The sequence below is a fragment of the Nocardioides speluncae genome, assembly GCF_003121585.1.
In the GTDB taxonomy this organism is placed as follows: Bacteria; Actinomycetota; Actinomycetes; order Propionibacteriales; family Nocardioidaceae; genus Nocardioides; species Nocardioides speluncae.
In genome coordinates this window covers 57,925-80,865 of sequence record NZ_QEOO01000042.1, presented here as the reverse complement: position 1 = coordinate 80,865, position 22,941 = coordinate 57,925, and the positions used below count along the sequence as shown (strand labels likewise).

General features: G+C 72.2%; 9 protein-coding genes. All 9 read left to right on the top strand.

Annotated features, from left to right (window positions below; genetic code table 11):
• Positions 1-6: 6 nt before the first annotated feature.
• Genes DDV73_RS23215 through DDV73_RS23175 form a run of 9 tightly spaced genes read left to right on the top strand, consistent with a single transcriptional unit; the run spans position 7 to position 22,666 of the window.
• Positions 7-207, top strand: coding sequence for an MbtH family protein (locus tag DDV73_RS23215; RefSeq protein WP_109509644.1), 201 nt, complete (start codon positions 7-9; stop codon positions 205-207).
• Between the two features lie 2 nt (positions 208-209).
• Entirely contained in the window at positions 210-9,287 is a 9,078-nt protein-coding gene (locus tag DDV73_RS23210) for a non-ribosomal peptide synthetase (RefSeq protein WP_109509643.1), read from the top strand.
• Positions 9,284-13,324, top strand: coding sequence for a non-ribosomal peptide synthetase (locus DDV73_RS23205; protein WP_109509642.1), 4,041 nt, complete (start codon positions 9,284-9,286; stop codon positions 13,322-13,324). Before DDV73_RS23210 ends, DDV73_RS23205 begins: the two co-directional genes overlap by 4 nt.
• Positions 13,321-14,736, top strand: coding sequence for an MFS transporter (locus tag DDV73_RS23200; protein WP_109509641.1), 1,416 nt, complete (start codon positions 13,321-13,323; stop codon positions 14,734-14,736). Before DDV73_RS23205 ends, DDV73_RS23200 begins: the two co-directional genes overlap by 4 nt.
• Positions 14,733-15,713: a TauD/TfdA family dioxygenase gene (locus DDV73_RS23195; RefSeq protein ID WP_161962510.1), complete on the top strand. Its 981-nt coding sequence runs from the start codon at positions 14,733-14,735 to the stop codon at positions 15,711-15,713. The genes DDV73_RS23200 and DDV73_RS23195 overlap by 4 nt, the downstream gene beginning before the upstream one ends.
• Positions 15,710-17,188: an amino acid adenylation domain-containing protein gene (locus DDV73_RS23190; protein WP_109509639.1), complete on the top strand. Its 1,479-nt coding sequence runs from the start codon at positions 15,710-15,712 to the stop codon at positions 17,186-17,188. The genes DDV73_RS23195 and DDV73_RS23190 overlap by 4 nt, the downstream gene beginning before the upstream one ends.
• Positions 17,185-18,234 (top strand): potassium transporter TrkA, encoded by a 1,050-nt coding sequence (locus DDV73_RS23185; protein ID WP_109509638.1) that lies wholly within the window; start codon positions 17,185-17,187, stop codon positions 18,232-18,234. The genes DDV73_RS23190 and DDV73_RS23185 overlap by 4 nt, the downstream gene beginning before the upstream one ends.
• Complete coding sequence (locus DDV73_RS23180; RefSeq protein WP_109509637.1) at positions 18,231-19,622, top strand: DUF6002 family protein; 1,392 nt, start codon at positions 18,231-18,233, stop codon at positions 19,620-19,622. Before DDV73_RS23185 ends, DDV73_RS23180 begins: the two co-directional genes overlap by 4 nt.
• Positions 19,619-22,666: an amino acid adenylation domain-containing protein gene (locus tag DDV73_RS23175; protein ID WP_109509636.1), complete on the top strand. Its 3,048-nt coding sequence runs from the start codon at positions 19,619-19,621 to the stop codon at positions 22,664-22,666. The genes DDV73_RS23180 and DDV73_RS23175 overlap by 4 nt, the downstream gene beginning before the upstream one ends.
• Positions 22,667-22,941: the final 275 nt, after the last annotated feature.

Below are 22,941 nucleotides of genomic sequence, written 5' to 3'. Positions count from 1 at the left end.
GAGCCGATGACTGACACCAAGGCCTGGACCTATCTGGTCGTCGTCAACGACGAGGAGCAGTACTCCATCTGGCGTGAGGGTTTCCCGCTGCCCGAGGGGTGGCGCGAGGCCGGGTTCACCGGGTCCGAGCAGGCCTGCATGGATCACATCGACACCGTCTGGACCGACCTGCGCCCGCGCAGCCTGCGCGAGGCCCAGGACGGGTGACCATGCGACAGTACCCGGCCTCGCCGGCCCAGCAGCGCCTCTGGATCGTGCAGCAGGAGGAGCCGGACAGTCCGGCGTACAACCTGTCGATGACGTTCAACGTCGACCCGGCCGTGACTCTGCCTGAGGTCGAGGCCGCGTTCGCCGCGGTCGTCGCGCGGCACGATTCGCTGCGCACGAGCTTCACCGGCGACGGCGATCCGCGGCAGGCCGTGCATCCCGAGGTGCCCGTGCGCCTCGACGACTGGGACCTGCGCGGGCTGCCCGTCGCTGCCCGCTCTGCGGAGCGCGAGAGTCGCCTCGCGGACCAGCGCCGTACGCCGATCCGGCTGGATGCCGCGCCGCTGTGGCGCGCCGCCCTGCTGCGCGAGGACGACGCCACCGCCGTTCTATGCCTGGTGATCCATCACTCCGTCTGCGACGCCTGGTCGCTCGGCGTGATCCAGGAGGAGCTGCTGGCCTGCCTGGCTGGCGACGCTGCCGAGCTACCGGACCCGGTGCCCTACCGGGTCCACGCTCAACGCCAGCTCGAGTGGCTGGCCGGGCCGGAGGGCAAGGAATCGATCGCCTACTGGGCCGACCATCTGGCCGGTGCCCCGGTCGAGACCACGCTGCCCAGCGACCGAGCGCGACCCGAGACCCCGACCGGCCGCGGCGAGGTCCGCACCTTCACGTTCCCGGCGCGCCTGCACGAGCAGGCCCGCGCGCTGGCCCGACAGCATCGCGCCTCGGCCCACCATGTGCTCTTCGCCGGCCTGGCGGCGCTCGTGCACCGCTGCACCGGCGCCGAGGACCTGGTGCTCGGCTCGTCCGTCTCGGGTCGCGGAGTCGACGGCACCGACCGCGCCGTCGGCATGTTCGTCAACGCGCTCGCGGTGCGGCTGCGCCCGACCGCGGCGACGCCGTTCTCGGTGCTCCTCGGGCAGGCCCGTGACGCCGTACTCGACGGGCTCGAGCACCAGCAGGTGCCCTTCGACCGGGTGGTCGCCGAGGTCGCACCGCCGCGCGAGTCCGGGCGCAACCCGCTGTACCAGATCGGCTTCAACCAGGTGCCGGTCTCGGGCGTGCAGGCCTCGACCGGCACCGCGAAGTTCGACCTGCTCTTCGAGGTCGGCGACGACCTGTCCGGTCGCGTCGAGTACTCCGCCGAGCTGTACGACGAGGGCACCGTCGAGGCCTTCGTCGCGGTGTGGTTCGCGGTGCTCGAGGACGCGGTCGCCCACCCCGACCGAGCGCTCGGCGTACTCCGCACCACGACCGGCTCCTCCATCAGCCAGGCCGTGGCCGTCGCCGACCCGGCGCCGTCGGTGCTCGAGCGGGTCCGCCGCTGGGCGGCGCAGACCCCCGACGCCGTCGCGGTCGAGGACCCCGCCGGCAACCAGCTGAGCTACCGCACGCTGTGGCAGCGCGCGGGTGCGCTGGCGGCCGACCTGAAGGCCCGCGGCGCCGGACCTGATGACCGGGTCCTGCTCCTCACCACACCCACCGTCGAGACAGCGGTGGCGGTCCTGGGGGTCCTCCGCGCCGGGGCGGCGTACGTCTGCTTGGACCCGGCCGCGCCGATGGCGCGCCTGAGCACAGTCGCCGAGGACAGCGGCGCCTTCCTCGCGGTCTGCAGCGCCGAGCACCGTCGCCTGGTCGAGGCGCTCGACGTCGCGGTCCTCGACGTGCCGGCCGAGGCCGGCCGGGACGCGGGAGACGCGGTGCCGGCTGGCAGCGCGCTCGCCTACGTCGTCTACACCTCCGGCTCGACCGGCCGGCCCAAGGGGGTCGGCGTCACCCACGCCAACCTCGCGGCCTATCTCCACGGGCTGGAGGAGCTGCTCGACCAGCGGCCGGGGGAGGCGTACCTGCTCGCCCAGCCGCTCACCTTCGACTTCGGGCTCACGATGTTCTTCGGTGCTCTGGCCAGCGGCTCGCGGCTGGTCTTCGCCGACCTGGAGCGGGTGCTCGAGGCCGGCTACCTGGAGGACGTCGTGGCGCGCTGCGCCATCGACCACCTCAAGCTCACCCCGTCCCACCTCGGCTCGCTGATCGCGGAGGAGCCCGAGCGGCTGTCTCGGCTGGCGCCGCGGCGGACGCTGGTGCTCGGCGGCGAGGCTTCGTCGTACGACGACGTGCGGGCCTGGCGGGCCGCGCTGCCCGGCCGCGCGGTCGTCAATCACTACGGCCCGACCGAGACCACCGTCGGCGTCGTCGCCCTTGCCGGCGACTCGTCGCCGGCATCCGGCGGCCGGACCACTCCCATCGGGTACCCCCTCGCCGGGGTCACCGCCGAGGTACTCGACGACGCGCTCAACCCGGTCGCGCCGGGCGTGATCGGCCAGCTCGTCATCGGCGGTCCGCAGGTGGCCCGCGGCTACCTCGGCGACTCCGAGGCAACCGAGGCTGCGTTCGTACCCGACCCCGCCGCCCCCGACGCTCGCCGCTACCTCACCGGAGACCGGGCCCGCCGGCTGCCCGGATCGGGTGCGCTGGAGTTCCTCGGCCGCACCGACGACCAGGTCAAGGTCCGTGGCTACCGCGTCGAGACCAACGAGGTCCGCTCCGCCCTGGTGGCCGCGCCCGAGGTCTCCGATGCCGCCGTCGTGGTCGGTGACGACGGTGCCCTGCACGGCTTCGTCGTCGGCGGCTCGCCCGACAGCGCACCCGACAGCAACCGGCTGAGGAGCCTGCTGCTGCGGTCCCTGCCCGACTACATGGTGCCCACCACGCTCCATGTCATCGCCGCGCTGCCGCTCGCCGGGCACGGAAAGGTCGACCGTCGGGCGCTGCTCGACGGCCTCAACGCCGAGACCGCCTCCGCACCGGTGACGCCCGGGGCCACCGGCGCCGGCGTCATCGACGTGGTGACGGCGGCGTTCGCGCAGATCCTTGAGCGGGACCGGATCGCGCCCGACGACGACTTCTTCGCGGCCGGCGGCCATTCACTGCTGGCGATCCGGCTGGTGGCGCTGCTGCGCAAGTCCCTCGAGGTCGCGCTGCCGGTCCGGGCCGCCTTCGAGCACTCGACGCCGCAGGCCCTTTCCCGGCGGATCTCCGAGCTCCGCGGCGCCGGAGCGATCGAACCGCTTCGGCCACGCGCGGACGACGGCCCGGCGCGGGCGTCGTTCGGGCAGGAGCGGCTGTGGCTCATGGAGCGCACCGAAGGGGGCGACGGCTCCTACAACACCCACTTCCGGCTGACGCTCACCGGCCCGCTCGCGGTCAGCGCCCTGCGCGGCGCGCTCGACGAGGTGGCGGCCCGCCATGACGCCCTCCGCACCGGGCTGGAGCTCACCGACGACGGCATCGTCCAGGTGGTGGCCGGGCGGGTCACCGTGCCCGTCGAGCGCGTCGACCTGCGCGAGATCGATGCTGACGCTCGCGACGAGCACCTCGCCCGCCTGCTCGAGCAGCACGCCCAGGCCCGGTTCGACCTCACTGCGCCGCCGCTGCTGAGGGTGCTGCTCGCCCGGACCGACGACTCCGTCCACGAGGCCCTGTTCAGCGCCCACCACGCCGTCTTCGACGGCTCCTCGGTGGACCGGTTCGTCGACGACCTGCTGACGGCGTACGCCGCGCTGCGCCGCGGTCAGCCGGCGACGCTGGCGCCGTTGCCCGTGCAGTACGCCGACTTCGCCGACTGGCAGCGGACGGTCGTCGGCGACGCCGGCGGCCCGCTGCAGGCCTACTGGCGTGAGCACCTCGACGGGTTCGCCGGCCAGCTGTCCATGCCCACCGACCGGGTGCCGGCGGCCAGGCGTGACTCCGCGGGCGCGCACGCGCTCTTCGACCTCGACAGCGACCTCACCGAGCGGCTGCGCGAGCTTGCCCGCGAGGAGACGGCGACGCTGACGATGGTGCTGCTTGCGGCCTACTACGCCGCGCTGTGGCTGCACTCCGGCGACGACGACCTGGCCGTGGGGCTGCCCCACACCGCCCGCGACGACAGTGACCTCGAGGGGCTCATCGGCTTCTTCGTCAACACCCTCGTCGTCCGCTGTCAGCTGTCGCCGGAGCTGACCTTCCGCTCACTGGTCAGCCAGGTCCGCGGTGCCACCGTGGGCGCCTACGAGCACGCCGCGCTTCCGTTCGAGGCGCTGGTCACCTCCCGCGACGAACGCCGCGACCCGTCCTCGACCGCGCTGGTGCAGGCCACCTTCATGCTGGCCGAGGACGCGCGCGCCGACGCCCGTGAGGTGGAGGGGCTGCGGGTCGAGTTCGCGCCGTACGCGCCGCCGCTCGCACGCTACGACCTCAGCACCTGGATGTGGCTGCGCGACGGCGGCATGCACGGCGCCGTCCAGTACCGCAGCGATCTGTTCGACGCAGCCCGGCTCGAGGCGTTCACGGCGTCGTACGCCGAGGTGCTGGCCGCTGCCGTCGCAGATCCCGATGCGGTACTCGGCTCACTGGTCGCTGTGCCCGCCACGCCGGCGACACCATCCGACGTCGCCGCCATCTCGTGGAAGCCGGGCCCGATTGCCGACGCCACCACCGAGCTCACTGCCGACGACGTGACTGAGCTCCTCGACGAGCTTGCCGCGGCGGCAGCAGCCGGCCCGGCCGAGGTCGTGGTCGACCTCGAGGCCGGGTGGGCCCGCGCCGTGGCGGTGGCGGCCGTGCTGGACGCCGGCCGCTGGGCGCTGCTCGACGGTGCGCCCGCGTCGATCGCAGATCCCGCGCGGATCGGCGCGGACGCGGCCGGTCGGCCGGTCTCGACGCCCTGGTCCGGCGAGGCCGGTGACGGCGGTGACGGCGGTGGGGTGGTCTGGGCCGACGGCACCCGGGTGCCGTCCTCGCTCCTGGCCGCGATGATCGCCGCGGCCGTGGGCCGGCACGCCCACCACGCTGGACCACACGCCGTCGTCGCCTCGACCGGAACGGCCGGCCTGGTGGCGAGCATGTGGCCGCTGACCGCCGGGGTCGCCTCGGTCCACGTGTCGGAGGCGGCGGGACTGGCTGGCATCGGCGCCGCGACGGCGTACCTTCCCGCGACCGTGGCCGAGCGGGTCACCGGCCTCGACAGCGAGCTGCGCAGCCTCGACATCGAGGTCGATCCCGACGGTGCTGGCCTGGGCGACGCCTGGCGCTCGGCGGTGCCGGGAGCGGAGATCCACGAGCTGCTCGGCACCGGCGTACTCACCGGAGTCGTGGCCCGGACCGACCTCGGTCGGCCCACGGCGCCGGCCGAGGTAGCCGGCCCGGAGGGTGCCGTCGGCGAGCTCGTGGTCGGCGGGCTGTCGACCGGGCTGGCCGCCAGCCGACTCGGCGCCGATGTCCGGGTACTCGGTCGAGTCGCGACGGCAGGTCGTCGCGGCGGTCGACGGGTGCACCTCGGTGAGGTGGCGACAGCAGTCGCCAAGTACGTCGGCGCCTGCCGGGTCGAGCTGCGCGGCGCCGAGGTCGTCGCCCACGTCGACGGCGCGCTCGACCTCGTGGCCCTGCGCGCGACCCTGCTCGACAACGTCGCGGCACCCTGGGTGCCCGACGGGTTCGCGCTCACGACCGCGCCGGCGACAGAGGCGCCGACTGCGACCGGCGAATCTGCCAACGACCTCACCGCGCGGCTCCTGGCGATCTGGGCCGAGGTGCTGGAGCGCGACGACATCGGACCCGACGACGACTTCTTCGCGCTCGGCGGACATTCGCTGCTCGCGATCCGGATCGCCTCGCGGGTCGAGACGATGCTCGACGACGAGTTCGACGTCACCTTGGTCTTCGAGCACCCGACGGTCGCCGGGCTGGCCGCGGCACTCGAGTCCGCGGGTCACGGCGACGCGAGCCCGCCCGAGACCCCCCAGCCAGCGACCGAGCTGGAAGGCCCGGCGTCGTTCGGGCAGGCCAGGTTCTGGGTGCTGGACGAGGTCACCCCCAGCAGCGCTCACAACTGCGCGCTGGTGCTCGAGCTGGACCAGGAGCTGGGCGTGGAGGTGCTGCGCGCGGCCCTGGCCGACGTCGTACGCCGCCATCCCGCCCTGCGGACCCGGCTCGAGGTCCGCGCCGGCGAGGTGGTGCAGGTCGTGCAGCCGCACGCCGAGCTGCCGCTGGAGGTGGCCACCGTCGCCTCGTCCGAGGCCAAGGCCGACCTGCTCGACGAGTACCTGGCTCGCCCCGTGCCGTTGAGCCAGGCGCCCCATGGGCGCGCGCTGCTGGTCACCGGTGCCCCGGGTGCCCTGAGTGGCACTGCCGTGCTCGCGCTCTGCATCCATCACGCCGCCACCGATGCGTGGTCGATGAACCTGATCACCAGGGACCTGCTCGCCGCGCTCGACGCGCGCCGGCGCGGCATCGAGCTACCGGCGCGGCTCACCGAGGAGCCACCGACCACCTACCTCCAGCATGCTGCTCGCCAGCGCGCCGAGGCAGGCGACGAGGCCTCCGCGGAAGGCCCCGACTGGAAGTACTGGTCCGAGCGCCTCACCGATGTCGAGCCCGTCAACCTGCCGACGGACCTGACCCGGCCGGAGACGCGCACGACCGCCGGTGATCACGTGCCGCTGGAGGTGCCTGCCGGGCTCACCTCCCGGCTGCGGGCATTTGCTGCCGAGGAGCGGCTCAGTGCGTTCATGGTCGGGCTGGCGGCGTACGCCGTGCTGCTCAGCCGCTGCGGCGGCGGCCGCGAGCTGGTCATCGGGGTGCCTGCCTCCGGCCGCAACCGTCGCGAGCTGGAGGGAGAGGTCGGCTACTACCTCAACACCCTGCCCATCCGCGTCACCTGGCCCGAGGGCGCCGCATTCCGCGACATCGTGACCCTGGTCCGGCGCGAGGTACTGGGCGCCCTCGCGCATGCGCAGCTGCCGTTTGAGGCCCTGGCCGCGCGGTTCGCGCCAAATCGCGAGCTCGGCGTGACGCCGTTGGTGCAGACGCTGTTCTCGCTCGACGAGGACGCGTTCGCTGGCTCGACGAGCGCCGACGGCGGAGTCCGCCGGGTGAGCTGGGCCAACGGTGGCGCGAAGTTCGATCTCAGCATGCTGCTCGCCGCCGACGGCGACGTACTGCGAGGCAGCCTGGAGTACCGAAGCGACATCTGTTCACCGGCGCGCGCCGAGGAGATCGGTGCCTGGTGGCTCAGCCTGCTGGACCACTGCCTCGCAACCCCCGACCGCCCGGTCGAGCTGCTCCCGACCACCACGACCGCCGCCAGCGACCCGACCCTGCCCACCGTGGCGGCTGGGGTGTCGGTAGGTGGTGGGGGTGTGGTGGATGTGGGTGGTTTGGGTGAGGTGGTTGGTCGGGTGTGGGAGCCGGTGCGTGCGGGGTTGGCGGGTCGGTTGCGTGGGGCTGGTGTGGGGCCGGCTGGGGCTGGTTCGGGTGAGTGTGTGGTGGGGGTGTTGATGGAGCGTGGGCCGGGGTTGGTGGAGGCGGTCCATGCGGTGGTGGGCGCCGGTGGCGTGTACCTGCCGTTGGAACCGGACTTCCCCGATGATCACCTGGGCTTCCTCCTGGCGGATGCCGGATGTACGACCCTGGTAACCGAGCCTGGTTTGGAGTCCCGGGTTCGCAACTTGGTGGAGCAGCGTTGTCCGGATGCGGCGGTGGTGGTCCATGCGGCCGGCGAGGTGCCGGGTGATGCCGAGCCGGTGTCGGAACCTGTGGTCGAGCCGGTCTCGGTCGATGGCGAAGAGTTGGCGTATGTGATTCACACGTCGGGGTCGACGGGTCGGCCGAAGGGCGTCGGGGTCAGCCACCGGGCGGTGGCCAACCGGTTGTGGTGGATGCGGGATCTGGTGGGGATCACGGCGGACGATCGGGTCTTGCTGAAGACGCCGTTCTCCTTCGATGTGTCGGTGTGGGAGTTGTTCCTGCCCGCGTATGTGGGCGCGGTGCAGGTGGTTGCTGGTGCGGGGGTGCATCGGGACTCGGCTGCGTTGGTGGAGCTGGTCGCGGCTGAGCGGGTGAGCGTGGTCCACTTCGTGCCCTCGATGCTGGATGCGTTCCTGGCTGAGCCCGCGCTGACCGCAGCTACCGAGCAGGAGCGGTCGGCGCGGTGGGGTGAGCTGCGGGTGGTGGTCTGTTCGGGGGAGGCGCTGACGCCTGGGTTGGTGGCTCGGGTGGCTGAGTTGTTGCCGTGGGTGGAGGTGGTCAATCTCTATGGCCCGACGGAGGCTGCGGTGGATGTGACGTGGCATCGGGTGCGGGCTGGTGAGTCGCCGGTGCCGATCGGGGTGGCGGTGCCGCACACCCGGATCGAGGTGCTGGATGAGGGCTTGCAGCGGGTGCCGGTGGGCGTGGCCGGTGAGCTGTGCATCGCCGGGGTCCAGGTCGCGCGTGGGTACGTCGGGCGGCCGGGGTTGACCGCTCGGTCGTTCGTGCCCGACCCGTACGGAACGACGGGTGCGCGGATGTACCGCACCGGTGACCGGGCCCGGATCACCAGCGTCGGGACCGTGGAGTTCCTTGGTCGTAGCGATGGTCAGGTGAAGGTCCGGGGGGTGCGGGTCGAGCTGGGTGAGGTGCGCGCCGGTCTGGAGCGTGATCCCTGGGTGCGTGCCGCCTGGGTGGTACACCAGTCCGGTGGTGATGGTGGGTCGCTGACCGGATACGTCGTTCCCGATGGTGTCGGGCAGCCGCGGTCACCGCAGGTGTGGCGTGATCATCTGGCCGAGCGGTTGCCGGCGCACATGGTGCCGACCCGAATCGTGGAGCTGGACCAGTTGCCGGTCACGGTGAACGGAAAGCTGGACACCGCAGCGTTGGCCGAACTGGAGACCACCACAGGCGACGGTCCCACCCAGGGTGGGCCGCCACAGACCCCGACCGAGATCGCGGTCGCCACCGTGTGGGCCGACCTGCTCGACCCCGGCCGCCCCCTCACCGTGACCGACAACTTCTTCGACCTCGGCGGCCACTCCATCCTCGCCCTGAAGGTGGTCGCGCGGCTGCGGGCAAGCGGGTACGCGCTCACACTGCGCCAGGTATTCGAGCACCAGCGGCTCGGCGTGCTGGCCGCCCGGCTCGAGCCGGGCGAGTCCCCGGCAGCCAACTCCGCAGCCGCAGTGGCAGGAGCGGCCGACGAGGCGCCGTTCGAGCTGCTGTCGACCGCCGACCGTGACCTCTTGTCCGCCCTGTTCCCGTCCGAGGAGGACACGCAGTGACCACCACCACGACGACTCCCGCCACTGGCAGCACGGGCAGCACCGACAGCACCAGCCGTACGCCGGCGCGCCCGGTCGACGCCTACCCGATGACCTCGCTGCAGGCCGGGATGCTCTACCACTCGTCCCTGCACACGCGCTCGGCGACGTACCACGACCAGGTGACGCTCGAGCTGTCCGGCCACCTCGACGAGCAGGCGCTGCGTGCGGCCGCCGCTGACGTCGTAGCGGCGCACGCCGTACTGCGGACCAGCTTCGACCTACAGCGCTTCAGCGAGCCGATGCAGCTGGTCTGGGACCACGTCGAGGTACCCATCGAGGTCGTGGACCTGGCCGGCCGGGACCTGGTCGTCGCCCGGGCGGGCATCCGTCGCCGGCTGGAGGAGGAGCGCACCGTCGGCTTCGACTGGAGCCGGCCACCCCTGCTGCGCATCCTCGCCTACCGCTTGCCCCGCGCGGCGAACACCTCGGTGACGCTCACCTTCCATCACGCGATCCTCGACGGCTGGAGCCTCTCGCTCCTCCTCGACGAGCTGATGCGGCGCTACCGCGCCGCTGGCGGCGGCGAGCGACTGGACCTCCCGGCGCCGCGCGGCAGCTTCCGCGAGGTCGTCGCGCTCGAGCGGCAGGCGGAGGCGAACCCGGAGAGCCAGGCGTACTGGCGCGAGGCGATGCACGATGCGCCCCTGTGTCGGTTCCCGCGGCACGCCACCGCCGAGAAGGTCGAAGAGGTGGCCGCCGTCCGCGAGTCCCTGCCGGCCGACGTGGTCGAGGGACTGACCGAGCTCGCGCGGGCCGCGTCGGTGCCGCTGCGCACCGTGTTCCTTGCGGTCCACCTGCGTCTGGTCGCGCTGTGGTCGGGTACGCGGGAAGCGGTCTCCGGCGTGGTCACCCACAACCGCACCGAGATCGAGGACTGCGATCGCATCCTCGGCCTCTTTCTTGCCGCGCTCCCGCTGCGGGTGGACGTCTCGCTCGACGACAGCTGGCGGGCGCTGGTGCAGCGGGTCTTCCGGGCCGAGCTGGACCTGATGCCGCACCGCGGCGTACCCCTGGCGACCATCCAGCGCTGGGTCGAGCGCGGCGAGCTGTACGACGTGCTCTTCGACTTCCGGAGCTTCGGCACCTACTACGACTCCGACGAGGGCCTGCCGTCGCTCGGGGTCGACGAGGTTGAGGGGTTCGAGCAGACCAACCTGCCGCTGGCGGTCAATGTCATCGGCGCCGGCAACGACGTCGTGCTCGAGGCCCGCTACGACAGCGCACAGTTCCTGCCCGAGGAGATCGAGGCCCTGCTGGCGACCTACCGCGCCGCGTTGCGCCACTGTGCCATCACCCCGGACGCCGACCCACGCCCCACCACGCACCTCGGTGTGGTGGGTGGGGTTTCGGTGGGTGGTGGGGGTGTGGTGGATGTGGGTGGTTTGGGTGAGGTGGTTGGTCGGGTGTGGGAGCCGGTGCGTGCGGGGTTGGCGGGTCGGTTGCGTGGGGCTGGTGTGGGGCCGGCTGGGGCTGGTTCGGGTGAGTGTGTGGTGGGGGTGTTGATGGAGCGTGGGCCGGGGTTGGTGGAGGCGGTCCATGCGGTGGTGGGCGCCGGTGGCGTGTACCTGCCGTTGGAACCGGACTTCCCCGATGATCACCTGGGCTTCCTCCTGGCGGATGCCGGATGTACGACCCTGGTAACCGAGCCTGGTTTGGAGTCCCGGGTTCGCAACTTGGTGGAGCAGCGTTGTCCGGATGCGGCGGTGGTGGTCCATGCGGCCGGCGAGGTGCCGGGTGATGCCGAGCCGGTGTCGGAACCTGTGGTCGAGCCGGTCTCGGTCGATGGCGAAGAGTTGGCGTATGTGATTCACACGTCGGGGTCGACGGGTCGGCCGAAGGGCGTCGGGGTCAGCCACCGGGCGGTGGCCAACCGGTTGTGGTGGATGCGGGATCTGGTGGGGATCACGGCGGACGATCGGGTCTTGCTGAAGACGCCGTTCTCCTTCGATGTGTCGGTGTGGGAGTTGTTCCTGCCCGCGTATGTGGGCGCGGTGCAGGTGGTTGCTGGTGCGGGGGTGCATCGGGACTCGGCTGCGTTGGTGGAGCTGGTCGCGGCTGAGCGGGTGAGCGTGGTCCACTTCGTGCCCTCGATGCTGGATGCGTTCCTGGCTGAGCCCGCGCTGACCGCAGCTACCGAGCAGGAGCGGTCGGCGCGGTGGGGTGAGCTGCGGGTGGTGGTCTGTTCGGGGGAGGCGCTGACGCCTGCGTTGGTGGCTCGGGCTGGTGAGCTGTTGCCGTGGGTGGAGGTGATCAACCTCTATGGCCCGACGGAGGCTGCGGTGGATGTGACGTGGCATCGGGTGCGGGCTGGTGAGTCGCCGGTGCCGATCGGGGTGGCGGTGCCGCACACCCGGATCGAGGTGCTGGATGAGGGCTTGCAGCGGGTGCCGGTGGGCGTGGCCGGTGAGCTGTGCATCGCCGGGGTCCAGGTCGCGCGTGGGTACGTCGGGCGGCCGGGGTTGACCGCTCGGTCGTTCGTGCCCGACCCGTACGGAACGACGGGTGCGCGGATGTACCGCACCGGTGACCGGGCCCGGATCACCAGCGTCGGGACCGTGGAGTTCCTTGGTCGTAGCGATGGTCAGGTGAAGGTCCGGGGGGTGCGGGTCGAGCTGGGTGAGGTCCGGGCGGGACTGGAGCGCGATCCGTGGGTTCGGGCGGCGTGGGTGACTCATGCGGCTGGGGCTGATGGTGGGTCGCTGACCGGCTACCTCGTCCCCGAGTCAGGTGCGGACAGCGCGGCGCGGTCGCCGCAGGTGTGGCGTGATCACCTGGCCGAGCGGATGCCGGCCCATATGGTGCCGACCCGGATCGTGGAGCTGACCGAGTTGCCGGTCACCGTCAACGGGAAGCTGGACACCACCGCCCTAGCCCAGCTCGAGTCCTCCACGGTGGTCGAGGGTGTGTCCGAAGGTGGGCCGCCACGGACCCCGACCGAGGTCGCGGTCGCCCAGGTGTGGTCCGACCTGCTCGACCCCGGCCGCCCCCTGAGCGTGACCGACAACTTCTTCGACCTGGGCGGCCACTCCATCCTCGCCCTGCGGATGGCTGCGTCACTGCGCACCCGGCTCGAGGTCGAGGTGCCGATCGCAATCCTGCTGTCGGCGCCGACGGTCGGGCAGTTCGCGGCCGAGCTCGACCGCGGGAGCGAGGGCACTCGCGAGGACCGGATCGTTGCTCTACGCCGTACCGGCGACCGCCCGCCGATGATCTTCATGCACGCGCTGGGCGGCCAGATCTTCCGCTACGAGCCGGTGGCTAAGCATCTCGGCGAGGACCAGCCGGTCTGGGCGATCCCGGCGGCCGGGCTCACCAAGGGTGTGGCGCCACAGACCGACCTCGACACCATGGCGAGGGAGTACGCCGAGCTCATCCGCGAGGCCGTGCCGTCGACCGCGTACGTCCTCGGCGGGTTCTGCATCGGCGGCAACATCGCCATGGAGGTGGCGCGGCATCTGACCGCCGCGGGCGCGACCGTCCACGCCGTGCTGCCGGTGTGGTCCTCGATCGACGAGCCCGTCGCGCGGGCCAGCCTGGAGGACGACGTCGTGATGATGAACCATGCGCTGGCCGGTGGCTTCGCCGACGTCGAGCCGGCCGACCTGATCGGGCTCTCGCCGGAGGAGCAGCTGCTCGCCGTGGTCAAGGGGGCCGCCGAGAACAACGCTCTTCAGGTCACCAGCACCGACGTCGACGAGGTACGCAGCTACCTCGACGTCTTCCGGGCCAATGCGCACGCCGTCGGCCACTACCAGCACGCGTCGTGGGCGGGCCGGGTCGTGCTGTTCCTGCCCAAGGACGACGAGTACATCGACCTCGGCGACGACCAGGGCTGGTCCGGGGTGGCTCCGGACACCACCGTCCAGGCGATTCCCGGGTCCCGCCATACCGCCGTACAGGAGCCGCACGCCATCGCGCTCGCCGCACTCATGCGGCAGCGCATCGATGAGGCGATGCGCCTCACAGCTGAGCCTTCGGATGAGGAGAACCAATGAGTGACCAGACAGAAGACAAGCTCGAGGCTTCGGCGGCCGCGGTGGCTGCTGAACAGGAGGCCGAGCAGGAGGCCGAACAGCTAGACCCGAAGGCGGCGAAGAAGGCGGCGAAGAAGGAGTCCAGCCGGTCGCTCAACCGCGACCGTGACTTCATGGCCTTCTGGGCCGGCGAGACGACGGCGCTGATCGGCGCCGAGGTCACGCTGGTCGCCCTGCCGCTGGTGGCGATCACGATGCTGGACGCCTCGGCGTTCCAGCTGGGTCTGCTCGGCGCGATGCTGCGGCTGCCGGCGATCCTCTACCTCGTGGTCGGCGTGCTGCTCGACACCCGCCGGCGCCGGCCGGTGATGATCACCTCCGACCTGGCGCGCGTGGTGGTGCTGCTGGCCATCCCGGTGCTGGCGTTCATGGACGGGCTCAACTTCGCCGCGCTGTGTGTCGCTGCGGTCATCCTGGGTACGGCGACCGTCTTCTTCGACATCGCCTATCAGGCGTACCTGCCCTCCCTCGTGGGACGGGACCGGATCGCGCACGCCAACGGGCGACTGCAGACCTCGCACTCGACGGCGCAGGTCCTCGGGCCGTCGCTGGCCGGTGGCCTGGTCACGATCGTGTCGGCCGCCTCCGCGCTGCTCTTCAGCGCCGTCACCTGCCTGATCTCGGCGCTGTTCTGCCTGAGCATCCGGCGCCCGGAGCCGAAGCCGGTCGCCGACGACCCGGACGCCGGGCTGTGGGTCAGGATGCGCGAGGGGCTGCGCTATGTCACCGGCAACGAGTACCTGCGGCCGATGATCCTCTCGACCGGCTTCTTCATGTTCTTCTGGTCCGGCATCCAGGCCCTCTATGTGCTGTACGTCGTGCGCGTCCTCGACCTCTCGACCGGCGTACTGGGTCTGCTGCTCGCCCTGGGCGGTATCGGCTCGGTGGTCGGGGCGGCGTTCTCGATCAGCATCCTGCTGCGCTTCGGGCCCGGAAGGACCGCGATCGTCTGCACGATCATCTGCAACCCGGCGTTCCTGCTGATCCCGCTGGCCGACGGCCCGAAGCCGCTGGTCATCGCCACCCTTGCCGTCGCGCAGGTGCTGGCCGGGGTCACGATGCCGATCGCCGGAGTCAGCATGGGCTCGGTGCGGCAGGCGCTGACGCCGGGCAACATGCAGTCGCGAGTCGCCTCGGCGTTCCGGGCCCTGTCGCTGGGGCTGGCCCCGGTCGGCGCCCTGCTCGCGGGCGTCCTCGCCGCCACCTTCGACACCCGTACCGCCCTGGTCGTCTTCGGCATCGGTCTGCTCGCGCCGATCTACCTCTACATCGCCTCGCCCATCCGTAACCTCCACTCCGTGCCCGGCTGGGACGACGAGGACGAGGAAGAGGAAGGTGCCACCACCGCCGAGACGCAGGAGGAGACCAGGTGAGCATCACGTTCGAGGAGGTCACCAGCCCGTCCGGTGGCTCCACCGCCGGGCTGGCGACCGTGCCCAGCAACGCCGGGCCGCTGGAGGCTGTCGTCGCCGAGCTTCTCGCTCCGGGCGGGGTGGACGGCGTCGACTTCGACAAGCGGCTGACGACGTACGGCGCGGTGTTCCTCCGCGGGCTGCAGGTCAGCGAGCCGGAGCACTTCCGGGCCGTGGTCGAGGCCGTCGGGACGCCGCTGCCCGACTACCGGCACGGCAACTCCCCGCGCAGTGCCGTGGTCGACGGCGTCTTCACCTCGACCGACTATCCGCCGGAGTACGAGATCTCGCTCCACAATGAGCTCTCGTACGCCGCGTCCTGGCCGAGCCGGCTGTTCTTCTCCTGCCTGCAGGAGCCGGCCGAGGGCGGGCAGACCCACCTGTGCGACGGCCGCGCGATCGTCGAGGACCTGGACGCCGGCCTGCTCGAGAAGTTCGACCGCGCCGGGGTGACCTACCGGCAGACCCTCCACGGCGGGTTCGGCATCGGCAAGTCGTGGCAGCAGACCTACGCCACCGACGACCGCGCCGAGGTCGAGGAGCTCTTGGTGGAGGCCGGCGTCGACTTCGAGTGGGACGCCGACGACGGGCTGCGCACCAGCCAGACCCGGGCCGGCCTGCACACCCACCCGGACACCGGCGAGAGGCACTGGTTCAACCAGGCCGAGCAGTGGCACCACAGCAGCCTCCCGGAGCAGGAGCGCGAGGCGCTCCTGGCGGTGGTCGACAGCCCCGACGACCTGCCGCTGTCGGTCGCGTTCGGCGACGGCACCCCGATCGAGCAGGACGCACTCGACCACGTCCGCGAGATCTCCCGGCGGCACGCCCTCGACGTCGACTGGCGGCTCGGTGACGTCCTGGTCGTCGACAACATCCGGATGCAGCACGGCCGACGGGCCTTCCGGGGCGAACGCCGCATTGTCGTGGGCATGACATGAGTGCTCACCGGAACCTGATCGAGGCATTCGACGCCCAGGTCGCCGCCCGGCCCGATGCGGTTGCGGTGTCCACGAAGGCGGGGGACACGACGTACGGCGTGCTCGCGGAGCGGAGCCGTCGGGTCGCGGCCCACCTGTACGCCGCGGGCGTCCGCCCCGGTGACCGGGTGGGCGTGCTGACCGCGGACCTCGATGCCCATGCGGTGGCGGTGCTCGCCGTACTCCGCAACGGCGCCGCCTACGTCCCGCTGCTGCCGACCGACCCGGCCCAGCGCCGCGAGCAGCTGCTGTCCCTTGCCGATATCCGCCTGGTGGTCGTCGGGCTGGGTGTCGACGCCGAGCTGCCCGTGCCGACAGTGGTGCTCGCCGACTGTTACGGAGCCGTTGCCGACGCGCCGCTAGCGCAGGTAGGGCCCGACGATCCGGCGTACGTGATGTTCACGTCGGGCTCGACCGGTCAGCCCAAGGGGGTTGTGGTCCCGCATCGGGGCGTTCTGCACCTGGTGGTGCCCGGCCAGACCTACATCCCGTTCGGTCCGGAGCTGACCTTCCTCCAGATTGCTCCGATCACCTTCGACGTGTCGACCTTCGAGCTGTGGGGTGCGTTCGTGCATGGCGCGCGGTGCGTCGACTTCCCGCACCGCCGCCCGACTCCTACCTCGCTGCGACGCACCATCGCGGCCCACGGCATCGACACGATGGTCCTGACGGTCGCGCTGTTCAACCTGATCGTCGATGACGATGTGCAGGCGCTCGCGGGGCTTCGGTACCTGATCATCGGCGGCGAGGCGGTGTCGGTGCCGCATGCGCGCGCGTTCCTCGCTGCTCATCCTGGCTGCGCCCTCATCAACGGCTACGGCCCGACCGAGTGCACCACCCACACCTGCTCCCACCTGCTCGTCGAGTCCGAGCTCGCCACGCTCAGCCAGGCGCCGATCGGCCGCCCGCTGACCGGTACGTCGGTGCTGGTCGTCGACGAGGACGGTCGGCCGGTCCCGGCCGGGGTCAAAGGCGAGCTCCTCGTGGGCGGGCCCGGCGTGGCGCTCGGGTACTGCGACCCCGTCCAGACCAAGGCTGCGTTCATGCCGGCGCCGGACGGCGGCCTGCTCTACCGGACCGGAGACGTGGTGAGCGACCGGGGCGACGGCGTCCTGGAGTTCCACGGCCGCCGTGACGGCCAGATCAAGCTGCGCGGGTACCGCATCGAGCCGGCCGAGGTCGAGGCCGCACTGCTCGCCGATCCGCTCATTGCCCGCTGCTCGGTCGGCGTGGTCGGTGAGGCCCACCAGCGCAGCCTGGTTGCCCGTGCCGTGCTGCGGCCCGAGGCCGGGCCGGACGCCGCTGCGGAGATCCTGGCCCGGCAGCGTGAACGGGTGCCGGCGTACCTGGTGCCCGACCGGCTCGAGGTCGTCAATGAGCTACCCCTGACCACGAGTGGCAAGGCCAGCCGCCGGTGGGAGAGCGAGAGCGTGTGACGACGCCGTCTGTAGCACTGGTCGGTACCGGGTCCCTGGCGCTGGAGACCGCCTGCGCCCTCGCCGACCTACCGGGGGAGAGCTCGGTGACCGTGGTCGGCCGGGACGCCGATGCGGCGGCCGGGGTGGCCACGGTCGCGTCGGTGCGGGCCCGGGCGGCCGGGTCGCCGCGCGGGTTCACGGGTGCGGCCGGCTCCGACCTGGCGGCCGTGGTCGAGTCGATCGCGCCGGACGTCGTGGTGCTGCTGGCATCGCGCCAGTCGCCCTGGGAGGGGCAGGACCTGCCCTCGGCGTGGACCGACGCGATGGCCGACTGCGGAGTCGCGCTCACGCTTCCGCTCCAGGCGACGCTGGCGGTCGAGGTCGGCAGGGCCGCCGCGCGTTCGGGGGCGGGCTTCGTCAACGGCTGCCTGCCCGACCTGGTCAACCCGCTGCTCGCGGCCCTCGGTGTCCCGGTCCTCACCGGGGTCGGCAATGCCGGCGTACTCGCCCTGGCCGCCGCCACCGAGCTGGGCGTGCCTCCGGAGTCGCTGCGGGTACTGGCGCACCATCTGCACATCGGCCCTGCCGGCCCCGACGAGGCGCTCATCTGGACCGCCGACGGGCAGCCGGTCGACGCGGCCGCGGCACTCGCGCCGCTGCGCGCCGTACCCCGCAGGCTGCGCAACGCGATCACCGGACGGGTCAGCGCCCAGGTGGTGGCTGCCCTCGCGGACGGTACGCCGCTCGACACCGCCGCGCCGGGTCCGCTGGGGCTCCCCGGCGGCTACCCGGTCCGGATCCGCGACGGTGCTGTGGAGCCGGTCCCGCCGCCGGGTTGGACCCTCGAGCGCTGTGTGGCCGCCAATGAGGCGTGGAGCCGCGCGGACGGCGTTGTCGTCGCCGACGGGTCGGTCGTCATCAGCGACCACGTGCGCCCCTCCCTCAAGAGCGTCGCGGCATATCTCGCCGACGGGTTCTCCGTCGCCGACCTCGACCGAGCCGTCGCCGAGCTCGCCCGAACCAGGGATCACCTCCGCCAGCAGCCCGGAAGGGGCAGTTCATGACCGACATGACCGACATGACCGAACAGCAGACCGCGCAGTCCGTGACCGAGGCGAACGTGCTGGTCGACAACTGGCCGCTGCTGCCCGAGGTGGTCGACCTCGTGGCCGAGGACCAGGAGCCGCGGCTGGAGGCTGACGGCTTCTCGCCCGGGTTCGCGCTGCCAGTGCTCGACGACCGGCTGCGCGAGTACCTCGCACCCGCTCGGGCGCGCTGGCTCGACCTCGGACAGTACGCCGGCCGCGAGTTGCGGCTGCTCGACCTCGCCACCAACCCGGCCACGCACACCACCAAGACCTTCGCCTCCCTGGTGATCGTGGCCCGGGCGATCGAGTTCAGCCGCCGTACCGGGCACGGCGTCTACATCGTCTCGCCGACCTCGGCCAACAAGGGCACCGCGCTCCGCGACGCCGTACTGCGTGCGTACGACGCCGGCCTGGCCACGCCGGAGACGCTGCGGGTCGCGGTGATCGCGCCGCACTCCTGCGTCGGCAAGCTGCGGGCGAGCCGGCTGACCGACGACCCTGAGCTGCGGCGCCTCAACCCGCTGCTGGTGAACACCGGCAAGGCCGACGAGGACGTGAAAGCGATCGCTCGCGAGTTCGCTGAGCAGCACGCCCACGACGTACGCGACCGCACCGGGATGTTCCCGTGGTTCTCCCTCGACCTGCGCAACTACCTGATCGCCGACACCGCTCGGGCGTTCTTCGAGAACGACGTGAGCCCGTCCCACGCGGGCCGGGTGCATGCGCACGCCGTCTCCAGCGCCTTCGGCCTGCTCGGCTACCACGAGGGGCGCCGGCTGCTCGAGACCACCGGCCGTGCCGATGCCGGTGACCGGGCCGCCAGCCTCCTGGTGCAGCACCTCGCGACGCCCGACATGGTCCTGCACCTGCTGCACGGCTCGCATGACCGCACCGGCCTCCCGCCGTACGCCGAACGGGACGGGCTCTGGCACCAGGACACCTCGCCGAACTTCCCGGCGGTCGCGGACGCGCTCGACGAGGCGATCGAGCCGACCTTCTACACCCACCGGCCCACGACCTCGCCGGCGATGGACGCGATCATCGGACAGCACGGCGGATCGGGTGTCGTGGTCTCGCGGCGCGAGTGCCTCGAGCGGTACGACGTCGTCAGTGACCTGGTGGCCGCGACCGGCCGCGGGCTGCCGGCCGACCCTGCCGAGCTGCGTGAGTGGTCGCTGCTGATGGCGCTGACCGGCACCTTCAACGCGCTCGACCGCGGACTGCTGCCCGAGGCCTCCGAGGTCGTGGTCCACGGCTCCGGGTGGTACGCCGCGTCGGAGTTCGACGCCCCCGCCCCCGACGTATTGACCGCCGTAGACCCGGCCGACCCGATCGGCAGCGTGCTGAAAGCCGTGGCCGGATGACCTCAGCCCGGTCCCTCTCCCACGGCTTCGCCGATCAGGTCGCGGCCACCCCGTCGGCTCCGGCGCTGGTCGAGCACGTCGGCAACGCCGTCCGCGAGACCAGCTACGAGGCCCTCGCCGCCAAGGCGGGCGGGGTCGCCGAGCGGGTCGCCGACCTGGCCGGGCCGGGGAGCGACGGCGTCGTCGGGCTGGTCCTGGACCACGGCGCCGAGATGGTTGCCGGGATGCTCGGCACGCTGGCCTCCGGCCGCGCGTACGCTCCGCTCGACCCGACCTACCCCGCTCAGCGGCTCGGCCAGATGATCGAGCGCGCCGGCATCGAGGTGCTGCTCTGTTCCGACGGCGTCGACCTTCCGCCCGAGATCCAGGACCGCTGCCGCGTGCAGCGGCTCGGCGCCGTCCCGGTGGCGGACTACCGGCCCACCGACGTGGCGCCGACCGACCCGGCGTACGCGCTGTTCACCTCGGGCTCCACCGGCCGGCCCAAGGGCGTGCTGCACACCCACGCCACTGTCCTGCACGGCCTCGGCAACCACCGCACCAACTTCGCGCTCACCGCCGCGGATCGCACCAGCGTGCTGACGTCGTTCTCCTTCGACATGTCGGTGACCGACCTCTACTCGGCCCTGCTCACCGGCGCGGCCGCCTGCCCCCACGACATCCGCGCTCACGGGGTCGCGGGCCTCGCCCAGGTGCTGGCGGCGACCGGCGTGACCGTCTACCACTCCACGCCCACGGTGTTCCGGCTGCTGGTCTCGACCCTCGGTGAGCGAGTGCTCGAGACGGTTCGAGCCGTCGTACTGGGCGGCGAGCCGGTCACCGGGGCGGATCTCGCCGCTGCCGCGGCGCACCTCGCGCCGGGGTCGGTCTTCGTGAACGGGTACGGCGCCACCGAGGCCAGCTTCGTCGTCCAGGACCACCTGCGCCTCGACGGTCCCGTGGCTGCCACGCCCGGGGCGCTGCCGGTCGGCCGGCCGCTGGCGGGCTACGACATCGAGCTCGACCGGGCCGGAGCCGACGGCGTCGGCGAGGTGATCGTGGTGAGCGAGCACCTCGCCCGTGGCTACGTCGGGGATCCGGAGGAGACCGCGGCCCGGTTCAGCCCCGACGGTCGCCGCTACCGCACCGGCGACCTCGCGCGTTGGCTGCCCGACGGGCGGCTGGCGCTGCACGGCCGGGCCGACGACCAGCTCAAGGTCAGGGGGAATCGGCTGGAGCCGGCCGAGGTCGAGGCGGTCCTCGAGCAGCATCCCGGCGTACGGCACGCAGTTGTCTGTCTCGACGATCCGACCGGCCGGCTGCTGGGACTGGTCCAGCCGGATCCGGCAGCAGCCGCGCCCGACCCCGCGGCGCTGCGGGACTGGGTGGGGGAGCGGCTGCCCGCGTTCGCCGTACCCGACCTCGTTCACCTGCTCCCCGAGCTCCCGCTGACCTCGACCGGCAAGCTGGACCGCCGGGCCGCCCGGCTGCTCGTGCCGGCCCCGGTCGAGCCCGGCCCCGTCCCCGTCGAGCGCGGTAGTGAGAGCCATGAAGTGGTGCGCCGGGCCTGGGCCAAGGTCCTGGGCGTCGAGACCGTGCCGGACGACGCTCACTTCTTCGACATCGGCGGTACGTCGGTCCGCCTGATGGCGCTGCAGGCCGCGCTCGCCGAGGCCACCGGCCGGCCGGTGAACCTCGCCGCCCTGCTCGCGACCCCGACCCTCGAGGGCCACGTCGCGCTCCTCGCGCCGCCGGCGCCCCGCCTGGAGGTCGAGACTCGTGATCCGGAGGCGCCAGCGAGCCAGAGCGACGCCATCGCCGTTGTCGGCATGGCCGGCCTGCTGCCCGGCTGCGCCGACCTCGGGGAGTTCTGGACCGCGCTCGCCGACAGCCGTGACCTCACGGGCCGGACGGTCCCGGGTGTTGCCGAGTTCGATGCCGGCTTCTTCGGCCTCGAGGTCGAGGAGGCGCGCCAGCTCGACCCGCAGCAGCGGATGTTCCTCACCACCTGCTGGCGCGCGCTCGAGGATGCCGGCCTGCGGACCGACGACCTCGACGGGCTCGTCGGCGTCTTCGGGGCGTCGTCACCGAGCCAGTACGCACGAGCACAGCTCCGCCACGCCTGGACACGCGGTGACGACGGCGCGACCGTTCCCTTCCACGGACCGGAGCAGGTGCCGGCCCAGGCGGCGTACCGGCTCGCCCTCCAGGGTCCGATCCTGGCGGCCCAGGCCTCCTGCGCCGGCGGTCTCGCAGCTGTAGCGGAAGCGGCGAGCAGCCTGCTCAACGGGGAGTGCGACACGGCGCTCGCCGGTGGCGTCAACCTCACCCTGCCCGGCCACCGCTACGCCGACGGGCTGCAGTCTCCGGACGGCCGGTGCCGGGCCTTCGACGCGCGAGCCGACGGTGCCGGGTTCGCCAGCGGCGCTGGTGTCGTCGTACTGCGGCGCCTCGACGACGCACTTGCCGACGGCGACCGGATCCGCGCCGTCGTCCACGGCTGGGCCAACTCCGGCGACGGCGCCGAGCGAGCCGGGTTCGCCGTACCCGGAGTCACGGGCCTGGCCACGGCGATCGCCGAGGCGCTGGTCATGGCCGGCGTCGCTCCCGAGGAGGTAGGGCTGGTCGAGGCCCACGGCAGCGGCACCCTGCTCGGCGATGCCTTGGAGCTGCGAGCACTGGGCGAGGTGTTCGGCGACGTCCGCGGACCGGTCTGGCTCGGGGCCCTCAAGTCGGGCCTCGGCCACCTCGACGCCGCGGCCGGCGTCGCCGGGCTGATCAAGGCGGTGCTGGCGCTCGAGCACGCCAAGATCCCCGCGACTCTCGGGTATGCCGAACCGAACCCGCACACCGACTTCGCGCCGTTCGAGGTGCCCGACACCGCCCGCGCCTGGCCCGACGCCGCGCCGTACGCCGGGGTCAGCGCGCTCGGCCTCGGCGGGTTCAACGTGCATGTCGTTCTCGGTCCGGCGCCGGCCGGTCACCTCTCGAGCCGGACCCCGCTGCCGCCCGCGGAGCTCGACGAGCAGCGGCTCTGGTTCGACGACATCTCCGAGCTTCGCTAGGTGTTCAACTCGGAGTTCTGCGCTGCCCGCGGTGACGCCACCGGTCGGTGGTCAAGGTGGCCGAGCTGGGACCAGCCGGTTTGGTGATCCACGTGTGTCAGAAAACCGAGGTTAGTGACACAGCTGGATCACCAACGGCGGACCCCTGCCGGTCGCGGCGGCGGCCCAGGCAGGTACACCTAGGCACCCGATGACGAAACCGACCGTGACACCCCGAGCCGAGTGGACGAGCGCGGTCACGGCGCACGTGGACGAGGCGATCGTGCTGATCACCG

Coding starts and splice junctions, on each gene's coding strand:
- DDV73_RS23215 (WP_109509644.1), top strand. CDS start 7: ATGACTGACACCAAGGCCTGGACCTATCTGGTCGTCGTCAACGACGAG.
- DDV73_RS23210 (WP_109509643.1), top strand. CDS start 210: ATGCGACAGTACCCGGCCTCGCCGGCCCAGCAGCGCCTCTGGATCGTG.
- DDV73_RS23200 (WP_109509641.1), top strand. CDS start 13,321: ATGAGTGACCAGACAGAAGACAAGCTCGAGGCTTCGGCGGCCGCGGTG.
- DDV73_RS23190 (WP_109509639.1), top strand. CDS start 15,710: ATGAGTGCTCACCGGAACCTGATCGAGGCATTCGACGCCCAGGTCGCC.
- DDV73_RS23180 (WP_109509637.1), top strand. CDS start 18,231: ATGACCGACATGACCGACATGACCGAACAGCAGACCGCGCAGTCCGTG.
- DDV73_RS23175 (WP_109509636.1), top strand. CDS start 19,619: ATGACCTCAGCCCGGTCCCTCTCCCACGGCTTCGCCGATCAGGTCGCG.